This window comes from Bacillus sp. LJBS06 (assembly GCF_016924995.1).
Lineage (GTDB): Bacteria > Bacillota > Bacilli > Bacillales > Bacillaceae > Bacillus > Bacillus stercoris.
In genome coordinates this window covers 3,011,912-3,035,074 of the sequence record NZ_CP070483.1, presented here as the reverse complement: position 1 = coordinate 3,035,074, position 23,163 = coordinate 3,011,912, and the positions used below count along the sequence as shown (strand labels likewise).

Here is a 23,163-nt window from a genome sequence, read left to right as displayed (position 1 = left end):
CCCAGTGGGCTCTTTTTGTGTGCTCATAGAAAATAGAGAACAGGAAAGAATAGGTATGTGTTTTTGCAGAGGCTGTTTACAGTTTTGTGATAAGATAAAAGTCATACGTTTATATGTTTAATGCGACATGTGAACGTTTTATGGAAAAATTGAAACCCGAACCGTCATGCCGTCCGGGTTAACGATGGTTATTGCTTTCAAAAATAATTTGAAAAATGGTAAAGTAAGACGAAGCAGGTCTTATGTTTGTTGAAGTGATTTATAATATTGGCCCTTTTCTACATATTCTGACCGTATTCTTTGCATATCTTTTCGGTCTTCTTCCGTCAAAGGGCGGATGACTTTTGCAGGACGGCCGAAGGCGAGATGGCCAGGCGGAATAATTTTTCCGGGCGGGACCAGACTGCCGGCACCAATAAAAGCGCCTTCGCCAATTTCAGCTCCGTCTAAAATGATTGAGCCCATGCCGATTAAGGCGTTCTTGCGGATGACAGCACTGTGAAGTGTAACCTGATGGCCTATCGTGGCGTCATCTTCAATGAGCAGCGTCTTGTTCGGGCTTTGGTGGAGGCAGCTCAAATCTTGGATATTGACTCTGTTTCCGATTCTGGTCGGCGCAACATCTCCCCTTATGACAACAGAAAACCAAACGCTGGACTGTTCTCCGATCACGACATCACCGGTAATTGTTGCATTATCAGCTATAAAGGCTGTTGGGTGGATATCTGGCATGTGTTCCTTATAAGGGTAGATCATAAGATTCATCCTTCTTTCTCTATTTAAATTTCGTATGAGGTGAAGAGCATGTGGACCTGGAAAGCAGACAGACCTGTTGCAGTGATTGTAATCATTCACGGGGCAAGTGAATATCACGGACGATATAAATGGCTGATTGAAATGTGGCGATCTTCGGGTTATCACGTTGTCATGGGCGATTTGCCTGGACAGGGAACAACGACAAGGGCGAGAGGGCATATTCGCTCTTTTCAAGAATACATTGATGAAGTAGATGCTTGGATAGATAAAGCGCGAACCTTTGATCTGCCGGTTTTTCTTTTAGGTCACAGCATGGGCGGTCTGGTCGCGATTGAATGGTTTAAACAACAAAGAAATCCCCGCATTACGGGAATTATTTTATCATCACCGTGTCTCGGACTGCAAATTAAAGTCAATAAAGCGCTTGACCTTGCATCAAGAGGCCTGAATGTCATCGCTCCGTCGCTTAAGGTTGATTCGGGATTATCAATTGATATGGCGACGCGCAATGAGGACGTCATCGAGGCTGACCAAAATGATTCGTTATACGTCAGGAAAGTTTCTGTCAGATGGTACAGAGAGCTTTTAAAGACAATTGAGTCAGCGATGGTGCCGACAGATGCATTTTTGAAAGTGCCGCTTCTTGTGATGCAGGCCGGTGATGACAAGCTTGTTGATAAAACGATGGTCATCAAGTGGTTTAATGGCGTTGCTTCTCATAATAAAGCGTACAGAGAGTGGGAAGGGCTTTACCATGAGATCTTTAATGAACCCGAAAGAGAAGATGTCTTTAAAGCAGCAAGAGCGTTTACTGATCAATATATTTGAACTAGTTGGGGGTGCATGTGTTGACAGTACCGGAACATCCTTTTGGATTGATGGCAAAGGTATATCGAGATATTTTTCCGCTCGTTCATCAAGAGCTGGACATATGGAAGCAAAAATCAGAATCGATTCATAACAGTGAGTTAAAAGCGCAGGCAACCGCAAGTATTCGGGACAAAACGTTTCACTGTGAAGGCGGCGGAATACTGGCTTTATTGTCAGGCAGCCAAAAACAGAAATGTGTCGAGTTTATCATCGCGTATCAAACGATTAGTGATTATTTGGACAATCTGTGTGACCGCAGCACCTCACTTGACCCGCAGGATTTTCGGATGCTTCATGCCTCAATGCAGGACGCACTGACAGTAGGGGCTGAACTGCAAAACTATTATCAATTCAGAGAAGAACAGGATGACAGCGGATATTTGCATGAACTGGTCAAAACGTGCCAGCGTGTTCTCGGCTCCATTGAGCACTATGACATGATTAAACCTTATCTGCTTGAACTGTGCGGCTATTATTGCGATTTGCAGGTGCATAAGCATGTCATTGAGCATGAACGTGTTCCGCGGCTTGAAAAGTGGTTTACTCAATATGAATCAGAGCTCCCTGAGATGGAGTGGTATGAATTTTCAGCCTGTGCAGGTTCAACGTTAGGCATTTTCTGTCTAGTTGCGTATTCGTTCCAGCCTGATTTCACAGAAAGCACCGCTAAAAAAATCCGCGACAGTTATTTTCCTTACATACAGGGTCTTCATATTCTGCTTGATTATTTGATTGATCAAGAGGAGGACTTGCTGGAAGGAGACTTGAATTTCTGCTCGTATTATCAGTCTCATGAAGAGATGATGAATCGGCTTGAACACTTTATCCATAAAGCCGACGAGCATTTACAAGGCATTCCGCATGAAAACTTCCATCGTTTAATCAATCGAGGCTTGCTTGGCGTTTATTTGTCGGATGATAAAGTGGCAGGCCAAAAGGAAATGGGCCGGCTCGCAAGGAAGCTGATCAAAGCCAGCGGAAAAACTTCCTTTTTCTTTTATATCAACGGCAGAGCCTACCGGAAATTTCAAAAAATGTCCTGGATGAAAAACTCAAAGAAAAAAGCTCAAATCATTTGCTGATCTGAGCTTTTTTTTCGATGGCGACAATAAATGGCGGGTCATTTTGCTGATTGATAAATCCGTATGTTAATACACGGGCTGTTTGCTGGTCCAAGTCCCGGCAAAACTCAAGCACATCATTTTTTTCCGCTTTGCCTTCCGGGTGGCCGTGATAGACGACGAGAACGATCAGGCCTTCGTCTTTCATGATGCTGAGAAGCTGTTCAATTGCTTTGATCGTTGAACTGCCGTTTGTTGTAATTGATTTGTCCCCGCCCGGCAAATAACCGAGGTTAAATACCGCGGCCGCCACTTTGCCATGTGTTTCAGGCGGAAGGGATTCAGCGATTTTGTCATGGCTTTTGTGAAATAATGTTGTTCGCGCTTGATAAGTCTCACCGAGCCGTTCCTGTGTATTGGCCACGGCTGATTCTTGAATGTCAAAAGCGTACACGTGGCCGTTTTGACCGACAAGCTCCGCTAAAAACTGTGTATCATGTCCGTTGCCCATCGTTGCATCTACAACGATATCTCCTTCTCCCACGGCCATTTTCAGCAGTTCTTTGCTGTAAGGAAGAATTTTCTTCAATATCATAGCGCTGATTCCTCCTCAAGCCGCTGAAAGAACTTTCCTTGATAGCTGCCTCGATTTTCCAGCTCTTTATTAATGGCGCCAAGCACTTCCCATTTGTTGACGCTCCACATTGGCCCGATCATCAACTCAATCGGTCCATCACCTGTAATGCGGTGGACGATCATTTCCGGCGGAATGATCTCAAGCTGATCGCAGACGAGCTGCACATAATCATCTTGAGAAAGGAATTCCAGCTTTCCCTTTTCATATTGCTTGACCATCGGCGTGCCTTTCAGTAGGTGAAGCAGATGGATTTTAATTCCCTGGACGTCCAAATCTGCAACAGCCCTTGCCGTTTCCATCATCATGTCCCGGTCTTCCAAAGGCAGTCCGTTGATAATATGCGAGCAGACACGTATGCCGTGTTTTCTTAATTTATTGACGCCTTCCACATAGCAGTTAAAATCATGTGCGCGGTTGATCAGAAGTGCAGTCCGTTCATGAACCGTTTGAAGCCCAAGCTCCACCCACAAATACGTGCGTTCATTCAGCTCTGCCAAGTAGTCCACGACATCATCAGGCAGACAGTCCGGGCGTGTGGCGATCGAAATGCCGACCACATCATCTAAGGCGAGGACAGATTCGAATTTCTCACGAAGCACCTCAACCGGGGCGTGAGTGTTTGTGAAAGCCTGAAAATAAGCGATGTATTTGCCGTCCTTCCATTTTTCGTGCATGCGGTTTTTGATGTCATGGAATTGCGTAATTAAATCATCGGCCCGGTTCCCGGCGAAATCACCTGAGCCTGCGGCGCTGCAAAAAGTACAGCCTCCGTGGGCAACGGTGCCGTCTCGGTTTGGACAGTCAAAGCCGCCGTCAAGCGCCACTTTAAACACCTTATGGCCGAAATGATCTCTAAGATGATAATTCAATGTATGATAGCGTTTTTCCGTATTTGAATAAGGAAAAGGATTGTTCTGCATTACAATTCATGTGCCTCCTTGCGTACGATTGCATCCTAAAATTGTAGCACGCATTTCACAAGAGAACAAATGAATATCGACCATAAATTACTTTATTGAACAAAGTCAGATGAGGCTACAATAAGAATGATGGATGACTTCCATTACCAAGAGGAGGGGTTACTGTGGCAACAAGACAATCAGTAGATGAACATCTCCAGCAATGTATGCAGGCGTATGATTATGCTGAAGAACAGCTGAAAATCGCTTCTAAACAAGAGCATTATAATGATCAAGAATATAGTGATGCGCAAATGCAGCTTGAAGATGCGGTAAATGCCTTGAATAAGCTATGGCTGTCGTCAAATGATCAGCAGAGAGAACAGCTGTACAGAATGAGGCTTCAGCTTCAAGCTTTGCAAAATAATATGATCCTGCAGCACCCTCTTGATGTGTAGGAAACGGACCCTTTTCATAAGGGTCCGTTTTTTTGTAAAAAAAGGATTGACTTTAAGTGCCAAAGTATTTATTGTATTAAGTGTACTAATTGAAGTAATACACTATAGACACTGATATAACACCATTTATATATTGAAATTAAGGGAGGCAGTTATGAAACATAAAAAACGAAACAAACGTAACGTGCCGATGCTGATTGCGGCATCTGTGATCGCTTGTTCTTTTTTTCTTGTTCTCGTGATGATCGGTTTTGAATGGCAAAAAAGTATCATTGACCATTTTTATCTGTAAAAGGTTCAGATCGTATAGAAAGTAGGGAAGTAAATGATTCAAATCGATCCAAGAAGCTCAACACCCATTTACGAACAAATTATTCAGCAAATGAAAGAGCTTTGTTTGAAAGGGATCATGAAGCCTGGTGATAAGCTTCCTTCTGTCAGAGAATTGGCGACGATCATTATTGCGAATCCGAACACTGTCAGCAAAGCGTACAAAGAGCTTGAACGAGAGGGGATTATTGAAACGCTGCGGGGCAGAGGAACCTATATATCGGAGAATGCAAAAACGACACTGGTTGAAGGGAAGATGACGATGATTAAAGAGCAACTCAAACAGCTCATCATCGATGCACACTATGCAGGGGTTGAGCTGGAAAAACTGCAAGAATGGATAAAGGAAATCAGCGCTGATGTGAAGGGAGGCAAAGAAAAATGATTGAACTGCGGCAGCTGTCAAAAACGATTGACGGCAATCAAGTGTTAAAAGATGTTTCATTAACAATCGAAAAAGGAGAAATCTTCGGATTGCTTGGACGCAATGGATCAGGAAAAACGACGATGCTCCGCTTAATCCAGCAAATCATTTTCGCAGACAGCGGGACAATTTTATTTGACGGCGTAGAAATCAAAAAGCATCCGAAGGTCAAACAAAATATCATCTACATGCCTGTTCAAAATCCGTTTTACGATAAGTATACATACAAGCAGTTAGTCGATATTTTGAGAAGAATCTATCCGAAATTTGATGTCACGTACGCGAATGAGCTGATGAACAGATACGAAATTCCGGAAACGAAAAAATATCGCGAACTGTCGACGGGCTTAAAAAAACAGCTATCGCTCGTTCTGTCGTTTGCGGCGAGACCGGCGCTAATTCTTCTGGATGAGCCGACGGACGGAATAGACGCGGTGACAAGGCATGATGTGCTGCAGCTGATGGTCGATGAAGTGGCAGAGCGTGATACGAGCATCTTGATCACTTCCCACCGGCTTGAGGACATAGAGCGGATGTGCAACCGAATTGGTTTTCTCGAAGATAACAGGCTGACAAATGTAATGGATCTTGATGAATTAAAAGAAGAATACATCAAAATTCAAATGGCGTTTGATACAGATGTCAATTTGGCCATCAGAGAGAAAAACATTCCGATGCTCGATCAGGCCGGTGTGTTTTACACGGTGCTGATCCCGAAAAGCGATGAGGAGAAAAAGAGCTTTTTGAGAGAGCTGAAGCCAAAAGTATGGAATGAGCTTCCTGTCAACTTAGAAGAAGTGTTCATTGCGAAGTTTGGAGGGAAGCGGAGATGGTAGACCGAGGTCTCCTCTATCGAGAGTGGAAGCAGAATCAAGTGGTGATTTTGTTAAGTATCGTGTTTTTAGTGTTGGCAAATCCGCTCTCTATTGTGAATACGTATTTGTCTTATCAAGGATGTCTGGCTCATCAAGACCCGCAATATTGTGATTTTATTGTCAATTATAGAGTAAGCAATCTGATAGATATCAATTGGGTGCCGGGTGTCATTTTGGCGGTCTGCTTCATGGGAATGGAACGTTCGAAAGGCGCGATGGATTTTATATTAAGTCTCCCGTATAACAGAAGCCAAATTTTTCAGACGAAATTTTGGTTAGGCAGTTTTGTGATTGTGCTGTCACAATTGATTGGCTTTTTGCTCGCATGGCTGCTGATTCTTGTCTATAACCCTGAACACGTCTACTTTTTTGAGCACAGCAGCGTTGGAGTTATCGTAATTAGTTTTATGGCTTACTGTTTGTTGATGGCCGCTGGGGCATTAACGGGGAATGTTTTTGCCCAGTTATTAACGGGATTTGCTGCTGCGGTATTGCCGTATTTAATTGTTGCTTTGCCGGCAGGGAACTTTGAAGTTGTTTTTGGCGTGAGTATATGGGAACTATTCCCTTCCCCTGAGGCTTATTTTTCTCTAACGAGTAATTTATCATATCTAGTGCCTATTGGTTACGTTGCAAATGGATGGCTGTCTGACAGTAAATATATTTTATTCATTCCAGCTGTAATGAGCATGCTGTTTTACTTGATTGGCTATATAAGCTTCAAAAAGCATCCAAGTGAACGTAACGGATACTTTTTCCTGTGGAACAGATTAGACCGTCCTGTACAAATGCTGATTATCGTTTTTGGTATTCTTGGATTTGGTTTATTTGGACATTCTGCCGGACAGTCCATCATTGGTTACATTTTGGGAATGATCATTGGAGCCGTAGTTGGATTCTTTGTGAGCTACTTCTCTATTTATAAGAAAACGAAAAATTAAGAAATGCTTTCGATTTGGAGGGAAGTGGTGTGCCGGATTTCGGGCTGTTTTATAAAGAGTGGAAGCAAAATAAAGCTCTGTTGGCCATAATTATTTTAGTATTAATGCTTAGCAATCTTTTTACCGTTTTAAATACGTACATCTCATATCAAGGCTGTGTCACTCATCAGGACGAGTGGGTCGGAACCTGCGTATTTTCGATTAACTATTTAAACGGCACATTTATCTCATTTTTTTGGATTTGGGGAGTCGTTTTGGCGGTCAGCCAGCTTGGGATTGAACGTAGCAAGAGCTTCTTTGATTTTACATTAAGCCTTCCATATACACGAGGGCAGATATTTCATGCGAAGTTCCTTACCGGCGGAATGGTGATTGTGGTGCCGCAGCTCATCGGTTATGTTTTGTCTGTTTTGCTGATCATGCTTTTGAAGCCAGATCAGGCCGTTTATTTTCACAATTACAGCCTTGGGATGATCATTGTCAGCATGCTGGCTTATTCGCTTGTTATGGCGGGTGGAGCTCTGACAGGCAATATTTTTGCCCAGCTTTTGGTCTCATTTACCGTGGCCATTTCGCCATTTTTACTCATCAGCCTGCCTGCGATCAACCTCGAGATCCTTTTCGGCGGATCAATAGATTTTATCCATGGTCCAGTACCTAAATGGGTCCAGTATTTCATTCCAATAATCTATGTAGACGCGAAATGGGTTGAGAATTCACCATATTATTTAGTGATTCCGGCTATCATGACTATTATCTTCTACATCATCGGCTATATTAGTTTTGTCAAACTATCTAATGAAAGAAACGGGTACTTCTTCTTATGGAAGCCGCTTGACCGTCCGGTGCAGATCATCGTTATTATCATAGGAATCATGGGCTTTGGGTACTTTGGATTTTCTGCCAGCGAGAGCTTTACAGGCTATCTCATTGGCATGGCTGCCGGCGCGGTAATCGGTTTCTTGATTAGTTATTTTGCGATTTATAAAAAAACAAAACTTTTGTAAGGGAGAGAGAACATATGATAGATGTTCAGCATATCGACCATTCTTTCACGATCGGAAAAAAGGGCCGTGAGAATGAAGTTCCAGTATTGAAGGATGTTTCATTGAGCGTGGCGAAAGGGGAAATCGCCTGCATTGTCGGGCGAAGCGGATCAGGGAAATCAACGCTTTTGAATTTGATTTCCGGCTACATATCGCCGACAAAAGGGCGGATTGTCATTAATGGCACTGATGTTACGGGGTTTAATGAAAAGGAATGGGCGCAATTTCGACTTGACCATTTCGGGTTTATTTTCCAAAGCTTTCAGCTCATCCCGGGTTTAACGACGTATGAGAATGTTGAAATGCCGTTGGCATTAAAAGGAATCAAGCCCTCTGAGCGGAAGCAAAAGGTGCAGGACATGCTGAAACGCGTCGGTCTGGAAAATCACGCCGCTCATTATCCGAATGAACTGTCAGGCGGCCAGCAGCAGCGTGTCAGTATTGCTCGAGCGTTGATTTTAAATCCTTCGATTATCTTAGCGGATGAGCCGACGGGAAGCCTTGATTCGGAAACGGAACATGAAGTGCTGGAATTGATCCAGCAGCTGAATCGCGAGCGTGGCATTACATTTGTGATCATTACTCACGATGATGAAGTCGCTTCTATCGGACATTCAAAATTTCAGCTCCATGATGGTGTGCTAAAAGGGGGAATTACCGTTGAGGTTTAAGGATCAGGTTCATTTTATCAGAAGAAATATGAAGAAAAACAGGCTTCGCGTCTTTATGACGATACTTGCGACAACAATGGCGTGTGCGTTTTTGGTTGTGCTGTCGTCGGTTGGATTTGGGATTCAAAAGACGATTACAGATATGACAATGAGCCAGCAGATTGTAACGAAAGTCAGTGTAATGGGCAAGGAAGGAGACAAGCCGATTAAAAAAGCTGATTTAGAGAAGTACGATCACGTAAGGTCAGTTGTCGAAAGAACGCAAGTGTATGAACCAAACAAAGCTACTTTAGGCAATCGCACAAATGAAAGCTCAAATCTCATTTTTACTAATATGAATGATGAATTAAAGGCCAATATGGAATTGGAAAAGGGAAGAGTCGCAAAGTCGGAAAATGAAATCGTAGTAGGATACGACTTCGCAAAGAGATTATTGACGAAAAAAGAATCGGAAGAATATAACAAAAAAATCGAAGAGGCAAAAGGCAATCCAGAAGATATAAAAGAACCAAAAGGCTATACGAAAGACATTCTGAACAAGACGATTGAACTAAGTGTATCGAAGACAGATCCTAAAACAGGCGATGTTACAAAAACAAAAACATATGACTTTAAAATTGTCGGTATTACAAAAAAACCATCTCAAGACTGGATGGAGGACTCAAACATTTTCATCAGTGATCAATTCAAAAAGGATTTTTCGGAATTCTTAGATTTTAAAGGCGGGAACGTTGAAACTAACATTGGCGTTTTTGCTGATAAATTTGAGAACGTGGAACAGCTGACAAAGGATCTAACAGATGACGGATACTATGTCACATCAGTGACTACCGAACTTGAGGGAGCCAACACCTTCTTCATGGTCTTCAAAATCGGACTGATCTTTGTCGGATGTATCGCGGTTATCATTTCAGCGATCGGCATTTTTAACACGATGACGATGGCGGTGACAGAGAGAACGCAAGAGATCGGCATTATGAAAGCGATTGGGGCGAGTCCGTCTATCATTCGCCGAATGTTCCTGATGGAAAGCGCATATATCGGGATTTTAGGCTGTGTGATTGGAATTATCATTTCCTACGGCGTGAGCTACCTTGTCAACCTGGCCGTTCCGATGATTCTCGCGGCGACAAGCGGAAGCGATGCGGGCGATTTGAATTACACATTCTCCTACATCCCGGCGAGCCTTGTGATCATTGCCGTTGTGATTTGCGGAGGGGTCGCAGTCATTTCTGGAATGAATCCGGCGAGAAAAGCAACCAAAACCAACGTGCTGACAGCGTTGAGAAGAGAATTATAATGCAAACGAGCCGGCTGAGACAGCCGGCTTTCTCTATAGCACATGCTGGCATTTTGATATACACTTGATAAAAAAGGAAAAAGTGCGGTGAGTCGATTGTTTAAACTTTTGCTGATTGAAGATGATGAATCGCTGTTTCAGGAGATCAAGGATCGTTTAACGGGATGGTCCTATGATGTATACGGCATTCAGGATTTCAGTCAGGTGCTGCAGGAATTTGCGGCGGTTAATCCTGATTGTGTCATTATTGATGTACAGCTGCCTAAATTTGACGGCTTTCATTGGTGCCGGCTGATCCGCTCCCGGTCAAATGTTCCGATTCTCTTTTTATCCTCCAGGGATCATCCTGCTGATATGGTGATGTCTATGCAGCTCGGGGCCGATGACTTTATTCAAAAGCCGTTTCATTTTGATGTGCTGATCGCGAAAATCCAAGCGATGTTCCGGCGTGTGCACCATTATAATACGGAGCCGGGCGCGATTAAAACGTGGTGCGGCGCTGCTATAGACGCGGAGCAAAACGTCGTCAGCAATGACAAAGGATCTGTTGAGCTGACCAAAAACGAGATGTTCATTCTTAAACAATTAATAGAGCAAAAAAACAAGATCGTCAGCCGGGAAGAACTGATCAGAAACTTGTGGAACGATGAGCGTTTTGTAAGTGATAATACGCTGACCGTCAATGTCAATCGCCTGCGAAAAAAACTGGACGCCCTCCAGCTTGGCGCATATATCGAGACAAAGGTGGGCCAGGGCTACATCGCGAAGGAAGAGGATCAGTTCTATGATTAAAGCATTCCTTACCGAAAGGCGAAGCTGGATTGCAGCGTTTTTGTTTCAGCAGGCTTTAATGCTGGTCGTAGCTTTTGTTGATCCTTTCATATCATTTGGAAATGTGCTTTATATGGTGTATTTGTGCATCTTGTTTTTTGTTATATTCCTTTGGTTCCGCTATCGGAAAGAAACCGCGTTTTATAAAAGCCTGAAAACATGGGAAAACAATCTCGATGTGACTGCCATAAATGAACCGGAAATGCCATTTGAAGCAATCGTTGAAAGAAGCATTACCGGGCAAACGAAACACTTGAAGCAGACTGCAACACAGCATCGCTTAGCATTGGAAAATGAAAAAGATGAGCTGATGGCATGGATTCATGAGGTCAAAACCCCATTAACAGCAATGCATTTAATCATTGACAGAATGGAAGAAAAAGCTTTGAAATCCCAGCTGTCATATGAATGGCTGCGTATTCACCTGCTTCTTGATCAACAGCTTCATCAAAAACGCATTTCATTTATTGAAAACGATCTGTCTGTAGAAATTATTCAGCTTCAGCCTTTGATTTTCAAGGAAATCAAAGATTTACAATCGTGGTGTATCCAAAAAGGGGTCGGTTTTGACATACAGCTTGAGGCTGAAGAAGTGCTGAGTGATGCAAAATGGCTGGCGTTTATCATCAGGCAGCTGCTGACAAATGCGGTGAAATACAGCGAAGCCTCTGAAATTGAGATCAAAAGCTTTCAAAAAGGGGAACAGACGCAGCTCCAAGTGAAAGACTGTGGCAGGGGCATTGATCCAAAGGATGTACCGCGTATTTTTGATAAAGGGTTCACATCCACAACAGATCACCATAATCAAGCGTCCACTGGCATGGGGCTGTACTTGGTGAAAAAAGCAGCGGCGCCGTTATTGATTCATGTTGATGTTGAGTCGGAGCTCGGTGCGGGGACAGTTTTTACATTAACCTTTCCGAAACGGAATCAATTTGAACGGGTCATAAGCGTGTGACGAAAATGTCACATGCTTTTCTTTTTTGTTCGCCGTATCGAAGGAAAAGCCCGGCATTCCTTTTTATAATGAAATTATCCAATATAAAGGAGACTGCGTAAATGATGATTTTAGAAGCGAATAAAATTCGAAAAAGTTATGGAAACAAGCTGAATAAACAGGAAGTGCTGAAGGGCATCGATCTTCACATTGAAAAGGGCGAATTCGTCAGTATTATGGGTGCTTCCGGGTCAGGAAAAACCACTTTGCTTAATGTACTGTCCTCAATCGATCAGGTCAGTCACGGAACCATTCATATTAATGGAAATGACATGACGGCTATGAAGGAAAAGCAGCTGGCTGAATTCAGAAAACAGCATTTAGGCTTTATCTTTCAGGATTACAATTTGTTGGATACATTGACAGTGAAAGAAAATATCCTTCTGCCATTATCAATCACGAAACTGTCAAAAAAGGAAGCCAATCGTAAGTTTGAGGAAGTTGCAAAGGAACTGGGAATATATGAATTAAGGGATAAGTACCCGAATGAAATTTCCGGCGGCCAGAAGCAGAGAACATCCGCCGGAAGAGCGTTTATTCATGACCCGAGTATTATTTTTGCTGATGAACCGACGGGTGCGCTCGATTCGAAATCGGCCTCCGATTTATTAAACAAGCTGAGTCAGCTCAACCAAAAACGCCACGCCACGATTATTATGGTCACCCATGATCCTGTCGCGGCCAGCTACTGCGGCAGAGTCATTTTTATTAAGGACGGGCAAATGTATACACAGCTGAATAAAGGGGGCCAGGACAGGCAAACGTTTTTCCAGGATATTATGAAAACGCAAGGCGTGTTAGGCGGGGTGCAGCATGAACATTAATCAGCTCATCCTGCGAAATTTGAAAAAGAATCTCCGGAATTACTATTTGTATGTGTTTGCGCTCATCTTTAGTGTGGCGCTTTATTTCGCCTTTGTCACGCTGCAGTATGATCCAGCAATTAACGAAGTGAAGGGTTCAATCAAGGGAGCCGCGGCTATTAAAACCGCTTCGATTTTGCTTGTGGCTGTAGTGGCGATCTTCATTTTATATGCCAATACGATTTTTATTAAGAGACGGAGCAAAGAAATCGGGCTGTTTCAATTAATTGGAATGACAAAGCATAAAATTTTTCGCATCTTAAGCGCAGAAAATGTCATGCTGTATTTCGGTTCATTAGCGATCGGGGTCGCGGCCGGGTTTTCGATATCGAAGCTGGTCTTGATGATTCTGTTCAAAATTGTCGATGTCAAAGCGGATGCGAAGCTGCATTTTTCTGAGCAGGCCTTGGTCCAAACGGTCATTGTGTTCTGCGGCATTTACCTTTTGATTATGATCATGAATTATACGTTTATCAAAAAACAGAGTATTTTATCTTTGTTTAAAGTAACGTCCTCCACTGAAGACAAAGTGAAGAAAATATCATTTTTCCAAATGATAATCGGCGCTTTAGGCATCGTGCTGATTTTGACAGGATACTATGTGTCTTCTGAGCTGTTTGGCGGAAAATTCAAGAGCATTAATGAACTGTTTGGTGCGATGAGCTTTATTCTGGGGAGCGTCATTATCGGGACGTTTTTGTTTTATAAAGGTTCGGTTACATTTATCTCGAACATCATTCGAAAAAGCAAGGGCGGCTACTTAAATATTTCTGAGGTCCTGTCACTGTCATCGATCATGTTCAGAATGAAATCGAACGCTTTGCTGCTGACGATTATTACAACCGTTTCAGCGCTCGCGATCGGGCTGTTATCTCTTGCTTACATCTCGTATTACTCGTCAGAAAAGACCGCTGAACAAAATGTAGCGGCTGATTTTTCATTCATGAACGAGAAAGATGCCAAGTTATTTGAAAACAGTTTGAGTGAAAGCAACATCTCGTTTGTAAAAAAAGTCACCCCTGTCCTGCAAGCAAATGTTGACATTGCAAATATCATGGATGGAACTCCGAAAGAGATGCAGGGTGATCCTAGCAACATGCAGCTTGCTGTTGTTAGCGACAAAGATGTAAAAGGAGTCGATGTGGCGTCTGGAGAAGCCGTTTTCTCAGGATACACCGACTTGCTGAAAAAAATAATGGTTTTCAAGGACTCTGGTGTTATTAAAGTGAAAAGCAAGCATGAGACGGAACCATTAAAATATAAAGGATTAAGAGAAGAGTTTCTTGTGTCCTACACGTTTACAAGCGGGGGCATGCCTGCCGTCATTGTGGATGACAGCCTGTTTCAACAGCTGGATAAGGATAAAGACCCCCGCATTCAGCTGGCGCAATCTAGATTTATTGGCATCAATGTGAAACATAAAGATCAAATGGAAAAAGCGAATGAACTTTTTCAACAGGTAAACAAGAAAAACGAGCATTTATCAAGACTGGATACAAGCATTGCGCAAAAATCACTGTTTGGTATCGTGATGTTCATCGTTGGTTTCTTAGGGTTAACGTTCCTGATCACATCAGGATGTATCCTTTATTTTAAACAAATGGGAGAAAGTGAAGATGAAAAACCGAGCTATACAATTTTAAGAAAACTCGGCTTTACGCAAGGCGACCTGATAAAGGGGATACGCATTAAACAAATGTACAACTTCGGCATTCCGCTGGTTGTCGGCCTCTTCCACAGTTACTTTGCCGTCCAATCCGGCTGGTTCTTATTTGGATCAGAGGTGTGGACGCCTATGATTATGGTGATGGTATTATATACTGCGCTTTATTCCATTTTTGGTTTTCTGTCAGTTCTTTATTATAAGAAGGTCATTAAATCGTCGTTGTGAAACAGAAAAAGCTCCAGACATTCTGGAGCTTTTTGTTTATCGTTTTGGCGCCCGGTAACCGGCGGCTTTAGCCTCTTCAACTGAGCAAAACATTTCCGCCGGATCGGTTGTCCGGTCATAGTATGTACTGCCTGGCGTGTGGTAGATGCCGTTTTTGCTTCCTTTAATATTACAGCCTTCTGCTTTGTCAGCTGTTTTGGTTTCATCACTTTTATTCGTATTGCTTGAAGAACCTCCAGCGTCTTCATGAGAACTGGCAGTTTGGCTATTTGCCTCTTTTAATTGCTTTTCAAGCTTTGTTTTATCTTGTCGGAGTGTTTCATTTTCAGCCTTTACCGTTTTTGTATCTTCTTTGAGCTGCTTTTGATTTTCTTGAAGCTCTTTCAACTCAGTTTTTAATGATTTCTGAGTCTTTTTTAGTTCGCGATTTTCTGTTTCAAGCTTCTCAAGCTTGTCTTGATCTTCTGTATTGTCTTTTAATTTCTTTGCTTCAGAGCTGACAGATTTATATTCTTTTTCAAGTTCCTCATGCTCTTTTGTGAGACTTTTATATTCGGCGTTTAGCGCTGAATATTTTTTCTCAGCATTTGCTGCGGCAGCATCAGGTTCTGACAAGCCTGCACCGGTGAATAGCAGCACCAGGCCCCCTATCAAAAGCGGCCAAAAAAGTTTTTTAGAGAAAAGTTTTTCTTTTTTTAAAACATATCTGGCGAGGTGATACAATCCGTAGCCAAGCGAAATGAGACATGCAAGAAAACCTAAGAATGCTAATACCATTTCCATATTATTACCCCTTTTTCTATTTATTTTACATTTTTTGAACCATATTTGTTAGATTTTTTCACGCTCATCAGTTGAAAAATGTGAGATAGACAGATAGAATGAATGTGCTATGATAACTGGATTCATACGGAGCCGTTTTAGGTTTCGTTTTTTTCATGAGCTTTTTTAGGGAAGAAAGGGGGATGAGTATGCCGCGTGCTCTTAAAATATTAGTTATTGGAATGTTTATCAATGTGACGGGTGCTTCTTTTTTATGGCCGCTGAATACGATTTATATCCATAACCATTTGGGAAAATCGTTAACAGTAGCCGGACTTGTCCTGATGCTGAATTCCGGCGCCAGTGTAGCTGGAAATTTATGCGGCGGTTTTTTGTTTGATAAAATTGGCGGCTTTAAATCGATTATGCTTGGGATTGCGATTACGTTAGCAAGCCTGATGGGCCTTGTCTTTTTTCATGATTGGCCAGCCTATATTGTGCTGCTGACGATTGTGGGCTTTGGCTCCGGTGTTGTTTTTCCGGCCAGCTACGCAATGGCAGGATCGGTATGGCCTGAAGGGGGAAGGAAGGCATTTAATGCGATATACGTCGCGCAAAACGCAGGTGTGGCCGTCGGTTCAGCGCTTGGCGGTGCCGTTGCATCTTTCTCGTTTTCATATGTATTTTTGGCGAATGCCGTATTGTATCTGGTCTTTTTCTTTATCGTATATTTCGGATTTCGAAATATTCAGACGGGAGATGCGTCCCAAACATCTGTGCTTGATTATGATGCTGTGAACAGCAAAGCAAAATTTGCCGCGCTCATCATTTTAAGCGGAGGTTATGTACTCGGATGGCTGGCTTATTCTCAGTGGTCCACCACAATTGCTTCGTACACACAAAGCATTGGAATCTCTCTTTCCTTATACAGTGTGCTCTGGACGGTTAACGGAATTCTCATTGTGCTTGGCCAGCCGCTTGTCGGTTTTGTGGTGAAAAGATTGGCCGAGTCGCTAAAAGCGCAAATGGTCATCGGCTTTATCATTTTTATTGTGTCTTTCAGCATGTTGCTGACAGCAAAGCAATTTCCAATGTTTCTGGCTGCGATGGTGATCCTGACGATCGGAGAAATGCTTGTTTGGCCTGCAGTGCCGACGATTGCCAATCAGCTTGCCCCTAAAGGGAAAGAAGGCTTTTATCAAGGCTTTGTCAACAGTGCGGCGACTGGCGGCAGAATGATTGGCCCTCTGTTCGGAGGAGTGCTTGTCGACCATTACGGCATTAAGGCTCTTGTTTTATCTCTGTTGGTATTGCTGCTGATCAGTATTGCCACAACGCTTTTATATGACAAACGGTTAAAATCAGCTAAAGAAACAAAAAAGCAGGCATCAATCTCTTCATAAATAAAAGATCCCGCCGGATGAGCGGGATCTTTTTACATAATCGGAAGCACTTTAACGGCATCCTTTACATTTGAATATGTCTTCAGCGACGAAAAATTGGCATCCAGTTTATTCATTTTCATGGCCAATTCAGGCTTAATGCCGGTAATGATTAACTCAGTTCCGGTCAATTTCAGCAGATGGCTCAGCTTGAAAATTTGGTCGGCCGTTTGTTCGTTCACTTGGGCCAATCCAGATAAATCAATGATCAAATAATCATCTTTGGATGTTGATAAGATATTCGTCAATGTGCAAACGATGGAATTAAATCGCTCCTCTGTCAGGTTTCCGACTAGCGGAAGAGCCGAAATGCCATTGCGAATCGGGACAATAGGAGTTGAAAGTGCAGTAATTTCTGTGAGGGAATCCTCGAGAAGTTTTTCATACTCTTTTTGCTCGGTGATATCTTTCTGAATTCCGACAAAATACGTTTTGTCCTCTATTTCCATTGGATCAATATTTAATTCATTCCAGAACATCGTTCCGTCTTTTTTATAGTTTTTGATCTGAACGGTGACTGGCTCTTTATTTTGTAAAGCGGTTCTGATGTTGTCTACTTCAGCGGGGTTTGTGTGTTTCCCCTGTAAGAAACGGCAGTTCTTTCCTAAAATTTCCTCGGCCTCATAGCCGGTGATTTGAACAAAGCCTTGATTGACGTAGACAATAGGATTATCTTCAAGTGCGGGATCTGTAATTACCACACCGACTCGCGCGTGATCAAGCGCTTTTTTGATGATTTCCAGCTGTTCTGGTATCCCAAATGATTGAAAACTAGCCATATAAATCCCCCTTAGGCCGTCAGCTTGCTTTGCGAAAGCCTGATATTCCCCTTTTTTAAAATGAATTCTACAGTAACCCTAGCACAACACATGTTCTGATTCAAGCAAGCGCAGTTTGTTGTTTGTCATTAGGGCTTGTCCTCGTATACACTAAAAATAAGAATAGAATTTGAACATATGAACGGAAAGGTTTTTTACATGCTAAATAGGTGACTAGGTCAATGTCACTGGGTGAAAAATGAATCCAATGCATCAAGCTTACCGATCATGTGTTCACATATAATGGAAGAAACAAGCTTTTTTCAGATTTGCCGGTATGTAGATATCGAAAATCATCGGAATCGTTTAAGGGGGCTGGATGGCCTGAAGTCGCTTTACGAAATAAGGGCTTTAGGAAGGTGATGATGAAGATGCTGCATCAGGTACTTATTGCTTGTGTAATTGGAGGAATCATGGGGATTCTCGGTCACGTTAAAAAGAGAGGCAGGCTGGAGAAGCCCAGAATGACGAAGCGGTTTATCTACCTTGGATTTTTGGAAGATTGGTTTATCGGAATGACAGCTTCCATTTTACTTGTACTATCCGCTGACCCCGATTCAGGAATTCAACTTGTCATCTTATCCATTATCTCAGGCTACGGCGGTGAAGCTGTTCTCAGAAGTTTTGACTTTGTGAGAGAAATGAACAGCGGAGGCGAACCGGCCGAGTCCAAACGTCAAACCAAAACTCCACCCGAATAATTGTCCTCAATCTTCGCCCGTTCAGGGTACATTCCCATTGTATACAAACCTGCTTGCACTTATGAACAGAATTCTATAAAATACAGTTAGATTACGGTTGCGATAAGAACAATGAAGAGGAGCAGTAAGAAACAGATATTGTTGCAGAGAGTTGACGGCTGGTGAAAGTCAATCAAGTTTGTTTCCGAACTCACCTCAGAGTTGCAGCGGTGAAAAGCCGCTGACGCATAACTGCGTTAAAAGTATCAAGTGAGTGCGGTGTATGCCGCGCTAACGAGGGTGGTACCGCGGGAAAACGAAAGTCTCTCGTCCCTTTTAGGGATGAGGGAGTTTTTTTTAGTTTGGGAATATTCTGAATATAATCCTCTCCTTCCCGTCAATACTTGAACCATACACGCCGTATTCAATCAGAAGGAGGTTTTTACTTTGAGTTTTCAGCACAAAGAGATAGAAAAGAAATGGCAAACATATTGGCTTGAAAACAAAACATTTGCCACTCTTGATAATAATGAAAAACAAAAATTTTACGCGCTGGACATGTTCCCTTATCCGTCTGGAGCTGGGTTGCACGTCGGCCATCCTGAAGGATACACAGCAACGGATATTCTGTCCCGCATGAAGCGCATGCAGGGCTACGATGTCCTTCATCCAATGGGCTGGGACGCATTCGGCCTGCCGGCTGAACAATACGCGCTTGACACAGGGAACGACCCCGCTGTGTTTACGAAGCAGAATATTGATAATTTCCGCCGCCAAATTCAAGCGCTTGGCTTCTCATATGATTGGGATCGTGAAATCAATACGACTGACCCTGAATACTACAAATGGACGCAATGGATTTTCTTAAAGCTTTATGAAAAAGGCCTTGCTTACGTTGACGAAGTGCCTGTAAACTGGTGCCCTGCACTCGGTACGGTTCTTGCCAACGAAGAAGTCATTGACGGCAAGAGCGAACGCGGCGGCCATCCGGTAGAGAGACGCCCAATGAAGCAGTGGATGCTGAAAATCACAGCCTATGCGGACAGGCTCCTTGAAGACTTGGAAGAGCTTGATTGGCCGGAAAGCATTAAAGATATGCAGCGCAACTGGATCGGCCGTTCGGAAGGCGCTCACGTTCATTTTGCTATAGATGGACATGATGAATCCTTTACGGTGTTTACAACAAGACCAGATACGCTGTTTGGCGCTACATACACTGTCCTAGCTCCGGAACACGCATTGGTGGAAAACATCACAACGGCTGAGCAAAAAGAAGCTGTTGAAGCTTATATCAAAGAAATTCAATCAAAGAGTGACCTTGAGCGTACGGATCTTGCAAAAACAAAGACAGGCGTATTCACAGGAGCGTATGCGATCAATCCTGTAAACGGAGAAAAACTGCCGATTTGGATTGCGGATTATGTGCTTGCATCATACGGAACAGGTGCTGTCATGGCTGTTCCTGGCCACGATGAGCGTGATTTTGAATTCGCCAAAACATTCGGCCTTCCGGTGAAGGAAGTCGTAAAAGGCGGGAACATTGAGGAAGCAGCCTACACTGGCGACGGCGAGCATGTGAACTCTGATTTCCTGAACGGCCTTAACAAACAGGAAGCGATTGAGAAAGTGATCGCGTGGCTGGAAGAAACGAAAAACGGCGAGAAGAAAGTGACGTACCGCCTTCGTGACTGGCTCTTCAGCCGCCAGCGTTATTGGGGCGAGCCGATTCCGGTCATTCACTGGGAAGACGGAACGTCAACAGCTGTCCCGGAAGAGGAGCTGCCGCTGATTTTGCCGAAAACGGATGAAATCAAACCGAGCGGAACGGGCGAATCACCGCTTGCGATCATTAAAGAGTGGGTGGAAGTCACAGACCCTGAGACAGGGAAAAAAGGAAGAAGAGAAACGAATACAATGCCGCAATGGGCGGGAAGCTGCTGGTATTTCTTGCGCTATATTGATCCGCACAATCCGGATCAGCTGGCATCACCAGAAAAATTGGAAAAATGGCTTCCGGTCGATATGTATATCGGCGGTGCAGAACATGCCGTGCTTCACCTTCTGTATGCCCGTTTCTGGCATAAGTTCCTTTATGATATCGGCGTAGTGCCGACGAAAGAACCGTTCCAAAAGCTGTACAACCAAGGAATGATTCTCGGCGAAAACAACGAAAAAATGAGTAAATCTAAAGGGAACGTTGTCAATCCTGACGAAATCGTGGCCTCTCACGGTGCTGATACACTGAGATTGTACGAAATGTTCATGGGACCTCTTGATGCTTCAATCGCCTGGTCTGAATCAGGATTAGACGGTGCGCGCCGTTTCCTTGACCGTGTATGGCGTCTATTTGTTGAAGACAGCGGTGAGCTTAATGGCAAAATCGTTGAAGGCGCTGGTGAAACATTGGAGCGCGTGTATCATGAAACAGTCATGAAAGTCACAGACCATTATGAAGGCCTTCGTTTCAACACGGGTATTTCCCAGCTGATGGTCTTTATTAATGAAGCGTATAAAGCAACAGAACTGCCGAAAGAATATATGGAAGGCTTCGTGAAGCTTCTTTCTCCTGTCGCGCCACATTTAGCGGAAGAGCTTTGGGAGAAGCTTGGCCATTCCGGCACAATTGCCTACGAAGCTTGGCCTGTATATGATGAAACAAAACTTGTGGATGATGAAGTTGAAATCGTTGTTCAGCTGAACGGAAAAGTAAAAGCGAAATTACAGGTTCCTGCCGATGCAACGAGAGAACAGCTGGAACAGCTTGCTCAAGCTGATGAAAAGGTCAAAGAGCAGCTTGAAGGCAAAACGATTCGGAAAATCATCGCGGTGCCTGGCAAGCTTGTCAATATTGTGGCAAACTAAGCCTAGAAAAAATCCCCTTTGCCAAAAGGGGATTTTTTTCATCAGTCTCAGAATAGCAATCGTTCAGCTGACTTTGATATACTGAACATGATCACTGTGAATAGGAGTGTTTTCTTTGGAAATAAAAGAAATCAGCACAGCCGCTTTGAAAGAAAAAATTGAGGCGGACGAAGAATTATATTTAATTGATGTCAGAGAAGATGAAGAGGTAGCGGAAGGCATGATTCCGCAAGCCGTTCATATTCGCATGGGGGATATTCCTGAAAAAATGGACACCCTTGATAAAGACAAAGAATACGTATTTATCTGCCGCTCAGGAATGCGCAGCATGAACGTCTGCAAGTACCTGGATGAGCAAGGCTTTAAAACAGTCAATGTTGAAGGCGGCATGATGGCCTGGGAAGGCGAAACAAAACCAAAAAACTAGGGGAGAGCGATCCCCTAGTTTTTATTTGTATTCCGGAAGCCAATCGCCATGTGCTGCAAATAAATCGTCACACATGGAAATGATGTCCTTCATGGAAAGCTCCGCACTTGTATGCGGATCAAGCATTGCAGCTTGGTAAACCGCTTCTTTTTTCCGTGTGATAGCCGCTTCGATTGTCATCAGCTGTGTATTAATATTCGTCCGGTTTAAGGCTGCAAGCTGCTCAGGAAGTTCTCCGGCGAAGCACGGTGTAATTTTTTTTCTGTCGGCGACGCATGTCACTTCCACAACCGCTTTTGAAGGAAGGTTGGTGATCAGTCCTGTATTCAAGACGTTTCCTCCGAAGGTGAATGGCTCGTTTGTTTCCATTGCTTCTATAATTCTAGAACCATATTCCTTTGAGCGTTCGTGCGTAAGGTTTTTATTGTTGACAATGTCATCCCGCATTTTCTCCCAACTTTCAATCTGCTTGACGCACCTTCTCGGATATTCGTCGAGCGGGATTTGCAGCTCGTTGATCAGTTCAGGGTAATTCCGTTTAATAAAGTACGGGTGATACTCTGCGTTGTGTTCGGATGATTCTGTGACATAATAGCCGAACTTATCCATTAATTCAAACCGCACCATATCATGATGCTTTGTTTTTTGTTTTTCTTTCGCTCTCCTTTTGATTTCTGGATACAAATCCGCGCCGTCTTTTTTGACTTCCAAAAGCCAAGCCATATGATTGATGCCCGCAATGCGTTCCTCAATTCCGTCATGCTCCATTCCGAGAGCTTTACATAAATCCTTTGTGCATACTTGAACACTGTGGCAGAGCCCGATTGTTTTGATATTGGTATAGCGGAGCATGGCGCCTGTAAGAGAAGCCATAGGATTTGTATAGTTTAAAAACCACGCATCCGGGCACATTTCTTCCATATCTTTAGCGATATCAAATAAGACCGGGATGGTTCTGAGTGATCTGAAGATCCCGCCGATGCCGACTGTATCGGCGATCGTCTGGCGCAGCCCATACCGTTTAGGAATCTCGAAATCAATGACTGTGCTTGGTTTGTAACCTCCAACCTGAATCGCATTGATGACATAGCCTGCGTTTTGCAAGGCAAGTTTTCTGTCATCATAGCTGTTGATCGCCACACTCGGGTTATAGCGGTCTCTTAGATTTTCGAGCATGAGCTGGGATTCCTGCAGGCGTTTGGGATCAATGTCGTAAAGCGCGAACTCAAATCCGTTCAGTGCCTCTGTTAACAGGCAGTCTCCCAAAACATTTTTGGCGAAAATCGTGCTTCCTGCGCCGATAAATGTAATCTTTTTCATAA

At 43.4% G+C, this 23,163-nt stretch carries 24 protein-coding genes and 1 other annotated feature; of the genes, 18 read left to right on the top strand and 6 right to left on the bottom strand.

Translation table 11 applies throughout. The annotated features are described in order from the left end of the window. Positions 1 to 240: 240 nt before the first annotated feature. Positions 241 to 756, bottom strand: a complete 516-nt coding sequence (locus JQX68_RS15415; RefSeq protein WP_040082055.1) for a gamma carbonic anhydrase — start codon at positions 754 to 756, stop codon at positions 241 to 243. A 48-nt stretch (positions 757 to 804) separates the two neighbouring features. On the opposite strand from JQX68_RS15415, the gene ytpA reads away from it, so the two are divergent. Beyond that, positions 805 to 1,584 (top strand): phospholipase YtpA, encoded by a 780-nt coding sequence (gene ytpA / locus JQX68_RS15410; protein ID WP_069150119.1) that lies wholly within the window; start codon positions 805 to 807, stop codon positions 1,582 to 1,584. Positions 1,585 to 1,604: 20 nt separating this feature from the next. Then, on the top strand, positions 1,605 to 2,708 hold the full coding sequence (gene tbcS / locus JQX68_RS15405) for a tetraprenyl-beta-curcumene synthase (RefSeq protein ID WP_040082058.1): 1,104 nt from the start codon (positions 1,605 to 1,607) through the stop codon (positions 2,706 to 2,708). Here the strand turns inward: tbcS and mnmM are convergent. Together mnmM and mnmL are read right to left on the bottom strand one after the other, a co-directional pair. Then, a complete protein-coding gene (mnmM, locus tag JQX68_RS15400) occupies positions 2,698 to 3,282 on the bottom strand; it encodes a tRNA 5-(aminomethyl)-2-thiouridylate-methyltransferase MnmM (RefSeq protein ID WP_147772398.1) in 585 nt (194 codons plus the stop codon). The genes tbcS and mnmM overlap by 11 nt on opposite strands. Further along, positions 3,279 to 4,244, bottom strand: a complete 966-nt coding sequence (mnmL, locus tag JQX68_RS15395; protein WP_014665074.1) for a tRNA modification radical SAM protein MnmL/YtqA — start codon at positions 4,242 to 4,244, stop codon at positions 3,279 to 3,281. The genes mnmM and mnmL overlap by 4 nt, the downstream gene beginning before the upstream one ends. Before the next feature lie 164 nt (positions 4,245 to 4,408). Here mnmL and JQX68_RS15390 point away from each other — a divergent pair, with 164 nt between their 5' ends. From JQX68_RS15390 to bceB, 12 genes are all read left to right on the top strand, one after another. Further along, positions 4,409 to 4,681: a YtzC family protein gene (locus JQX68_RS15390; RefSeq protein ID WP_014665073.1), complete on the top strand. Its 273-nt coding sequence runs from the start codon at positions 4,409 to 4,411 to the stop codon at positions 4,679 to 4,681. A 154-nt stretch (positions 4,682 to 4,835) separates the two neighbouring features. Further along, positions 4,836 to 4,973 (top strand): hypothetical protein, encoded by a 138-nt coding sequence (locus tag JQX68_RS15385; protein WP_003229119.1) that lies wholly within the window; start codon positions 4,836 to 4,838, stop codon positions 4,971 to 4,973. A gap of 33 nt (positions 4,974 to 5,006) precedes the next feature. After that, on the top strand, positions 5,007 to 5,396 hold the full coding sequence (ytrA, locus tag JQX68_RS15380; RefSeq protein WP_014665072.1) for a GntR family transcriptional regulator YtrA: 390 nt from the start codon (positions 5,007 to 5,009) through the stop codon (positions 5,394 to 5,396). Then, a complete protein-coding gene (gene ytrB, locus JQX68_RS15375) occupies positions 5,393 to 6,271 on the top strand; it encodes an ABC transporter ATP-binding protein YtrB (RefSeq protein ID WP_014665071.1) in 879 nt (292 codons plus the stop codon). The genes ytrA and ytrB overlap by 4 nt, the downstream gene beginning before the upstream one ends. Continuing rightward, the gene (gene ytrC, locus JQX68_RS15370) at positions 6,265 to 7,251 is read left to right on the top strand and encodes an ABC transporter permease YtrC (RefSeq protein ID WP_147772397.1); all 987 of its coding nucleotides are present in this window, start codon (positions 6,265 to 6,267) and stop codon (positions 7,249 to 7,251) included. Before ytrB ends, ytrC begins: the two co-directional genes overlap by 7 nt. 29 nt (positions 7,252 to 7,280) lie before the next feature. Continuing rightward, the gene (gene ytrD, locus JQX68_RS15365; protein WP_041521407.1) at positions 7,281 to 8,258 is read left to right on the top strand and encodes an ABC transporter permease YtrD; all 978 of its coding nucleotides are present in this window, start codon (positions 7,281 to 7,283) and stop codon (positions 8,256 to 8,258) included. A 14-nt stretch (positions 8,259 to 8,272) separates the two neighbouring features. Continuing rightward, positions 8,273 to 8,968, top strand: coding sequence for an ABC transporter ATP-binding protein YtrE (gene ytrE / locus JQX68_RS15360; RefSeq protein WP_003229129.1), 696 nt, complete (start codon positions 8,273 to 8,275; stop codon positions 8,966 to 8,968). Beyond that, on the top strand, positions 8,958 to 10,268 hold the full coding sequence (gene ytrF, locus JQX68_RS15355; RefSeq protein WP_095432471.1) for an ABC transporter permease YtrF: 1,311 nt from the start codon (positions 8,958 to 8,960) through the stop codon (positions 10,266 to 10,268). The genes ytrE and ytrF overlap by 11 nt, the downstream gene beginning before the upstream one ends. Positions 10,269 to 10,364: 96 nt before the next feature. Then, a complete protein-coding gene (gene bceR, locus JQX68_RS15350) occupies positions 10,365 to 11,060 on the top strand; it encodes a two-component response regulator BceR (protein ID WP_147772448.1) in 696 nt (231 codons plus the stop codon). Continuing rightward, positions 11,053 to 12,057 (top strand): two-component sensor histidine kinase BceS, encoded by a 1,005-nt coding sequence (bceS, locus tag JQX68_RS15345; protein ID WP_147772396.1) that lies wholly within the window; start codon positions 11,053 to 11,055, stop codon positions 12,055 to 12,057. The genes bceR and bceS overlap by 8 nt, the downstream gene beginning before the upstream one ends. 101 nt (positions 12,058 to 12,158) lie before the next feature. After that, positions 12,159 to 12,920: a bacitracin ABC transporter ATP-binding protein BceA gene (gene bceA / locus JQX68_RS15340; RefSeq protein ID WP_014665065.1), complete on the top strand. Its 762-nt coding sequence runs from the start codon at positions 12,159 to 12,161 to the stop codon at positions 12,918 to 12,920. Next, entirely contained in the window at positions 12,910 to 14,850 is a 1,941-nt protein-coding gene (gene bceB / locus JQX68_RS15335; RefSeq protein WP_147772395.1) for a bacitracin ABC transporter permease BceB, read from the top strand. Before bceA ends, bceB begins: the two co-directional genes overlap by 11 nt. Positions 14,851 to 14,886: 36 nt before the next feature. Here the strand turns inward: bceB and JQX68_RS15330 are convergent, their stop codons facing one another. After that, the gene (locus tag JQX68_RS15330; RefSeq protein ID WP_147772394.1) at positions 14,887 to 15,633 is read right to left on the bottom strand and encodes an LMBR1 domain-containing protein; all 747 of its coding nucleotides are present in this window, start codon (positions 15,631 to 15,633) and stop codon (positions 14,887 to 14,889) included. Between the two features lie 188 nt (positions 15,634 to 15,821). Here JQX68_RS15330 and JQX68_RS15325 point away from each other — a divergent pair, with 188 nt between their 5' ends. Beyond that, entirely contained in the window at positions 15,822 to 17,015 is a 1,194-nt protein-coding gene (locus JQX68_RS15325) for an MDR family MFS transporter (RefSeq protein ID WP_147772393.1), read from the top strand. Between the two features lie 32 nt (positions 17,016 to 17,047). On the opposite strand, the gene ytvA is transcribed toward JQX68_RS15325, so the two are convergent. Then, on the bottom strand, positions 17,048 to 17,833 hold the full coding sequence (ytvA, locus tag JQX68_RS15320; RefSeq protein WP_205440339.1) for a YtvA family blue-light photoreceptor: 786 nt from the start codon (positions 17,831 to 17,833) through the stop codon (positions 17,048 to 17,050). Between the two features lie 404 nt (positions 17,834 to 18,237). Here ytvA and JQX68_RS15315 point away from each other — a divergent pair, with 404 nt between their 5' ends. The 3 genes from JQX68_RS15315 to JQX68_RS15305 all read left to right on the top strand — a co-directional run bounded on the left by JQX68_RS15315 (position 18,238) and on the right by JQX68_RS15305 (position 21,841). Beyond that, positions 18,238 to 18,573, top strand: a complete 336-nt coding sequence (locus JQX68_RS15315; protein WP_003223352.1) for a DUF4257 domain-containing protein — start codon at positions 18,238 to 18,240, stop codon at positions 18,571 to 18,573. Positions 18,574 to 18,675: 102 nt separating this feature from the next. Further along, positions 18,676 to 18,890: a binding site (T-box leader), on the top strand. A gap of 109 nt (positions 18,891 to 18,999) precedes the next feature. Continuing rightward, positions 19,000 to 21,414, top strand: a complete 2,415-nt coding sequence (gene leuS, locus JQX68_RS15310) for a leucine--tRNA ligase (protein ID WP_147772391.1) — start codon at positions 19,000 to 19,002, stop codon at positions 21,412 to 21,414. A gap of 115 nt (positions 21,415 to 21,529) precedes the next feature. Further along, positions 21,530 to 21,841, top strand: coding sequence for a rhodanese-like domain-containing protein (locus JQX68_RS15305; RefSeq protein ID WP_014665058.1), 312 nt, complete (start codon positions 21,530 to 21,532; stop codon positions 21,839 to 21,841). Between the two features lie 21 nt (positions 21,842 to 21,862). Here the strand turns inward: JQX68_RS15305 and melA are convergent, their stop codons facing one another. Continuing rightward, positions 21,863 to 23,161 (bottom strand): alpha-galactosidase MelA, encoded by a 1,299-nt coding sequence (melA, locus tag JQX68_RS15300; RefSeq protein WP_147772390.1) that lies wholly within the window; start codon positions 23,159 to 23,161, stop codon positions 21,863 to 21,865. Between the last annotated feature and the right edge of the window lie 2 nt (positions 23,162 to 23,163).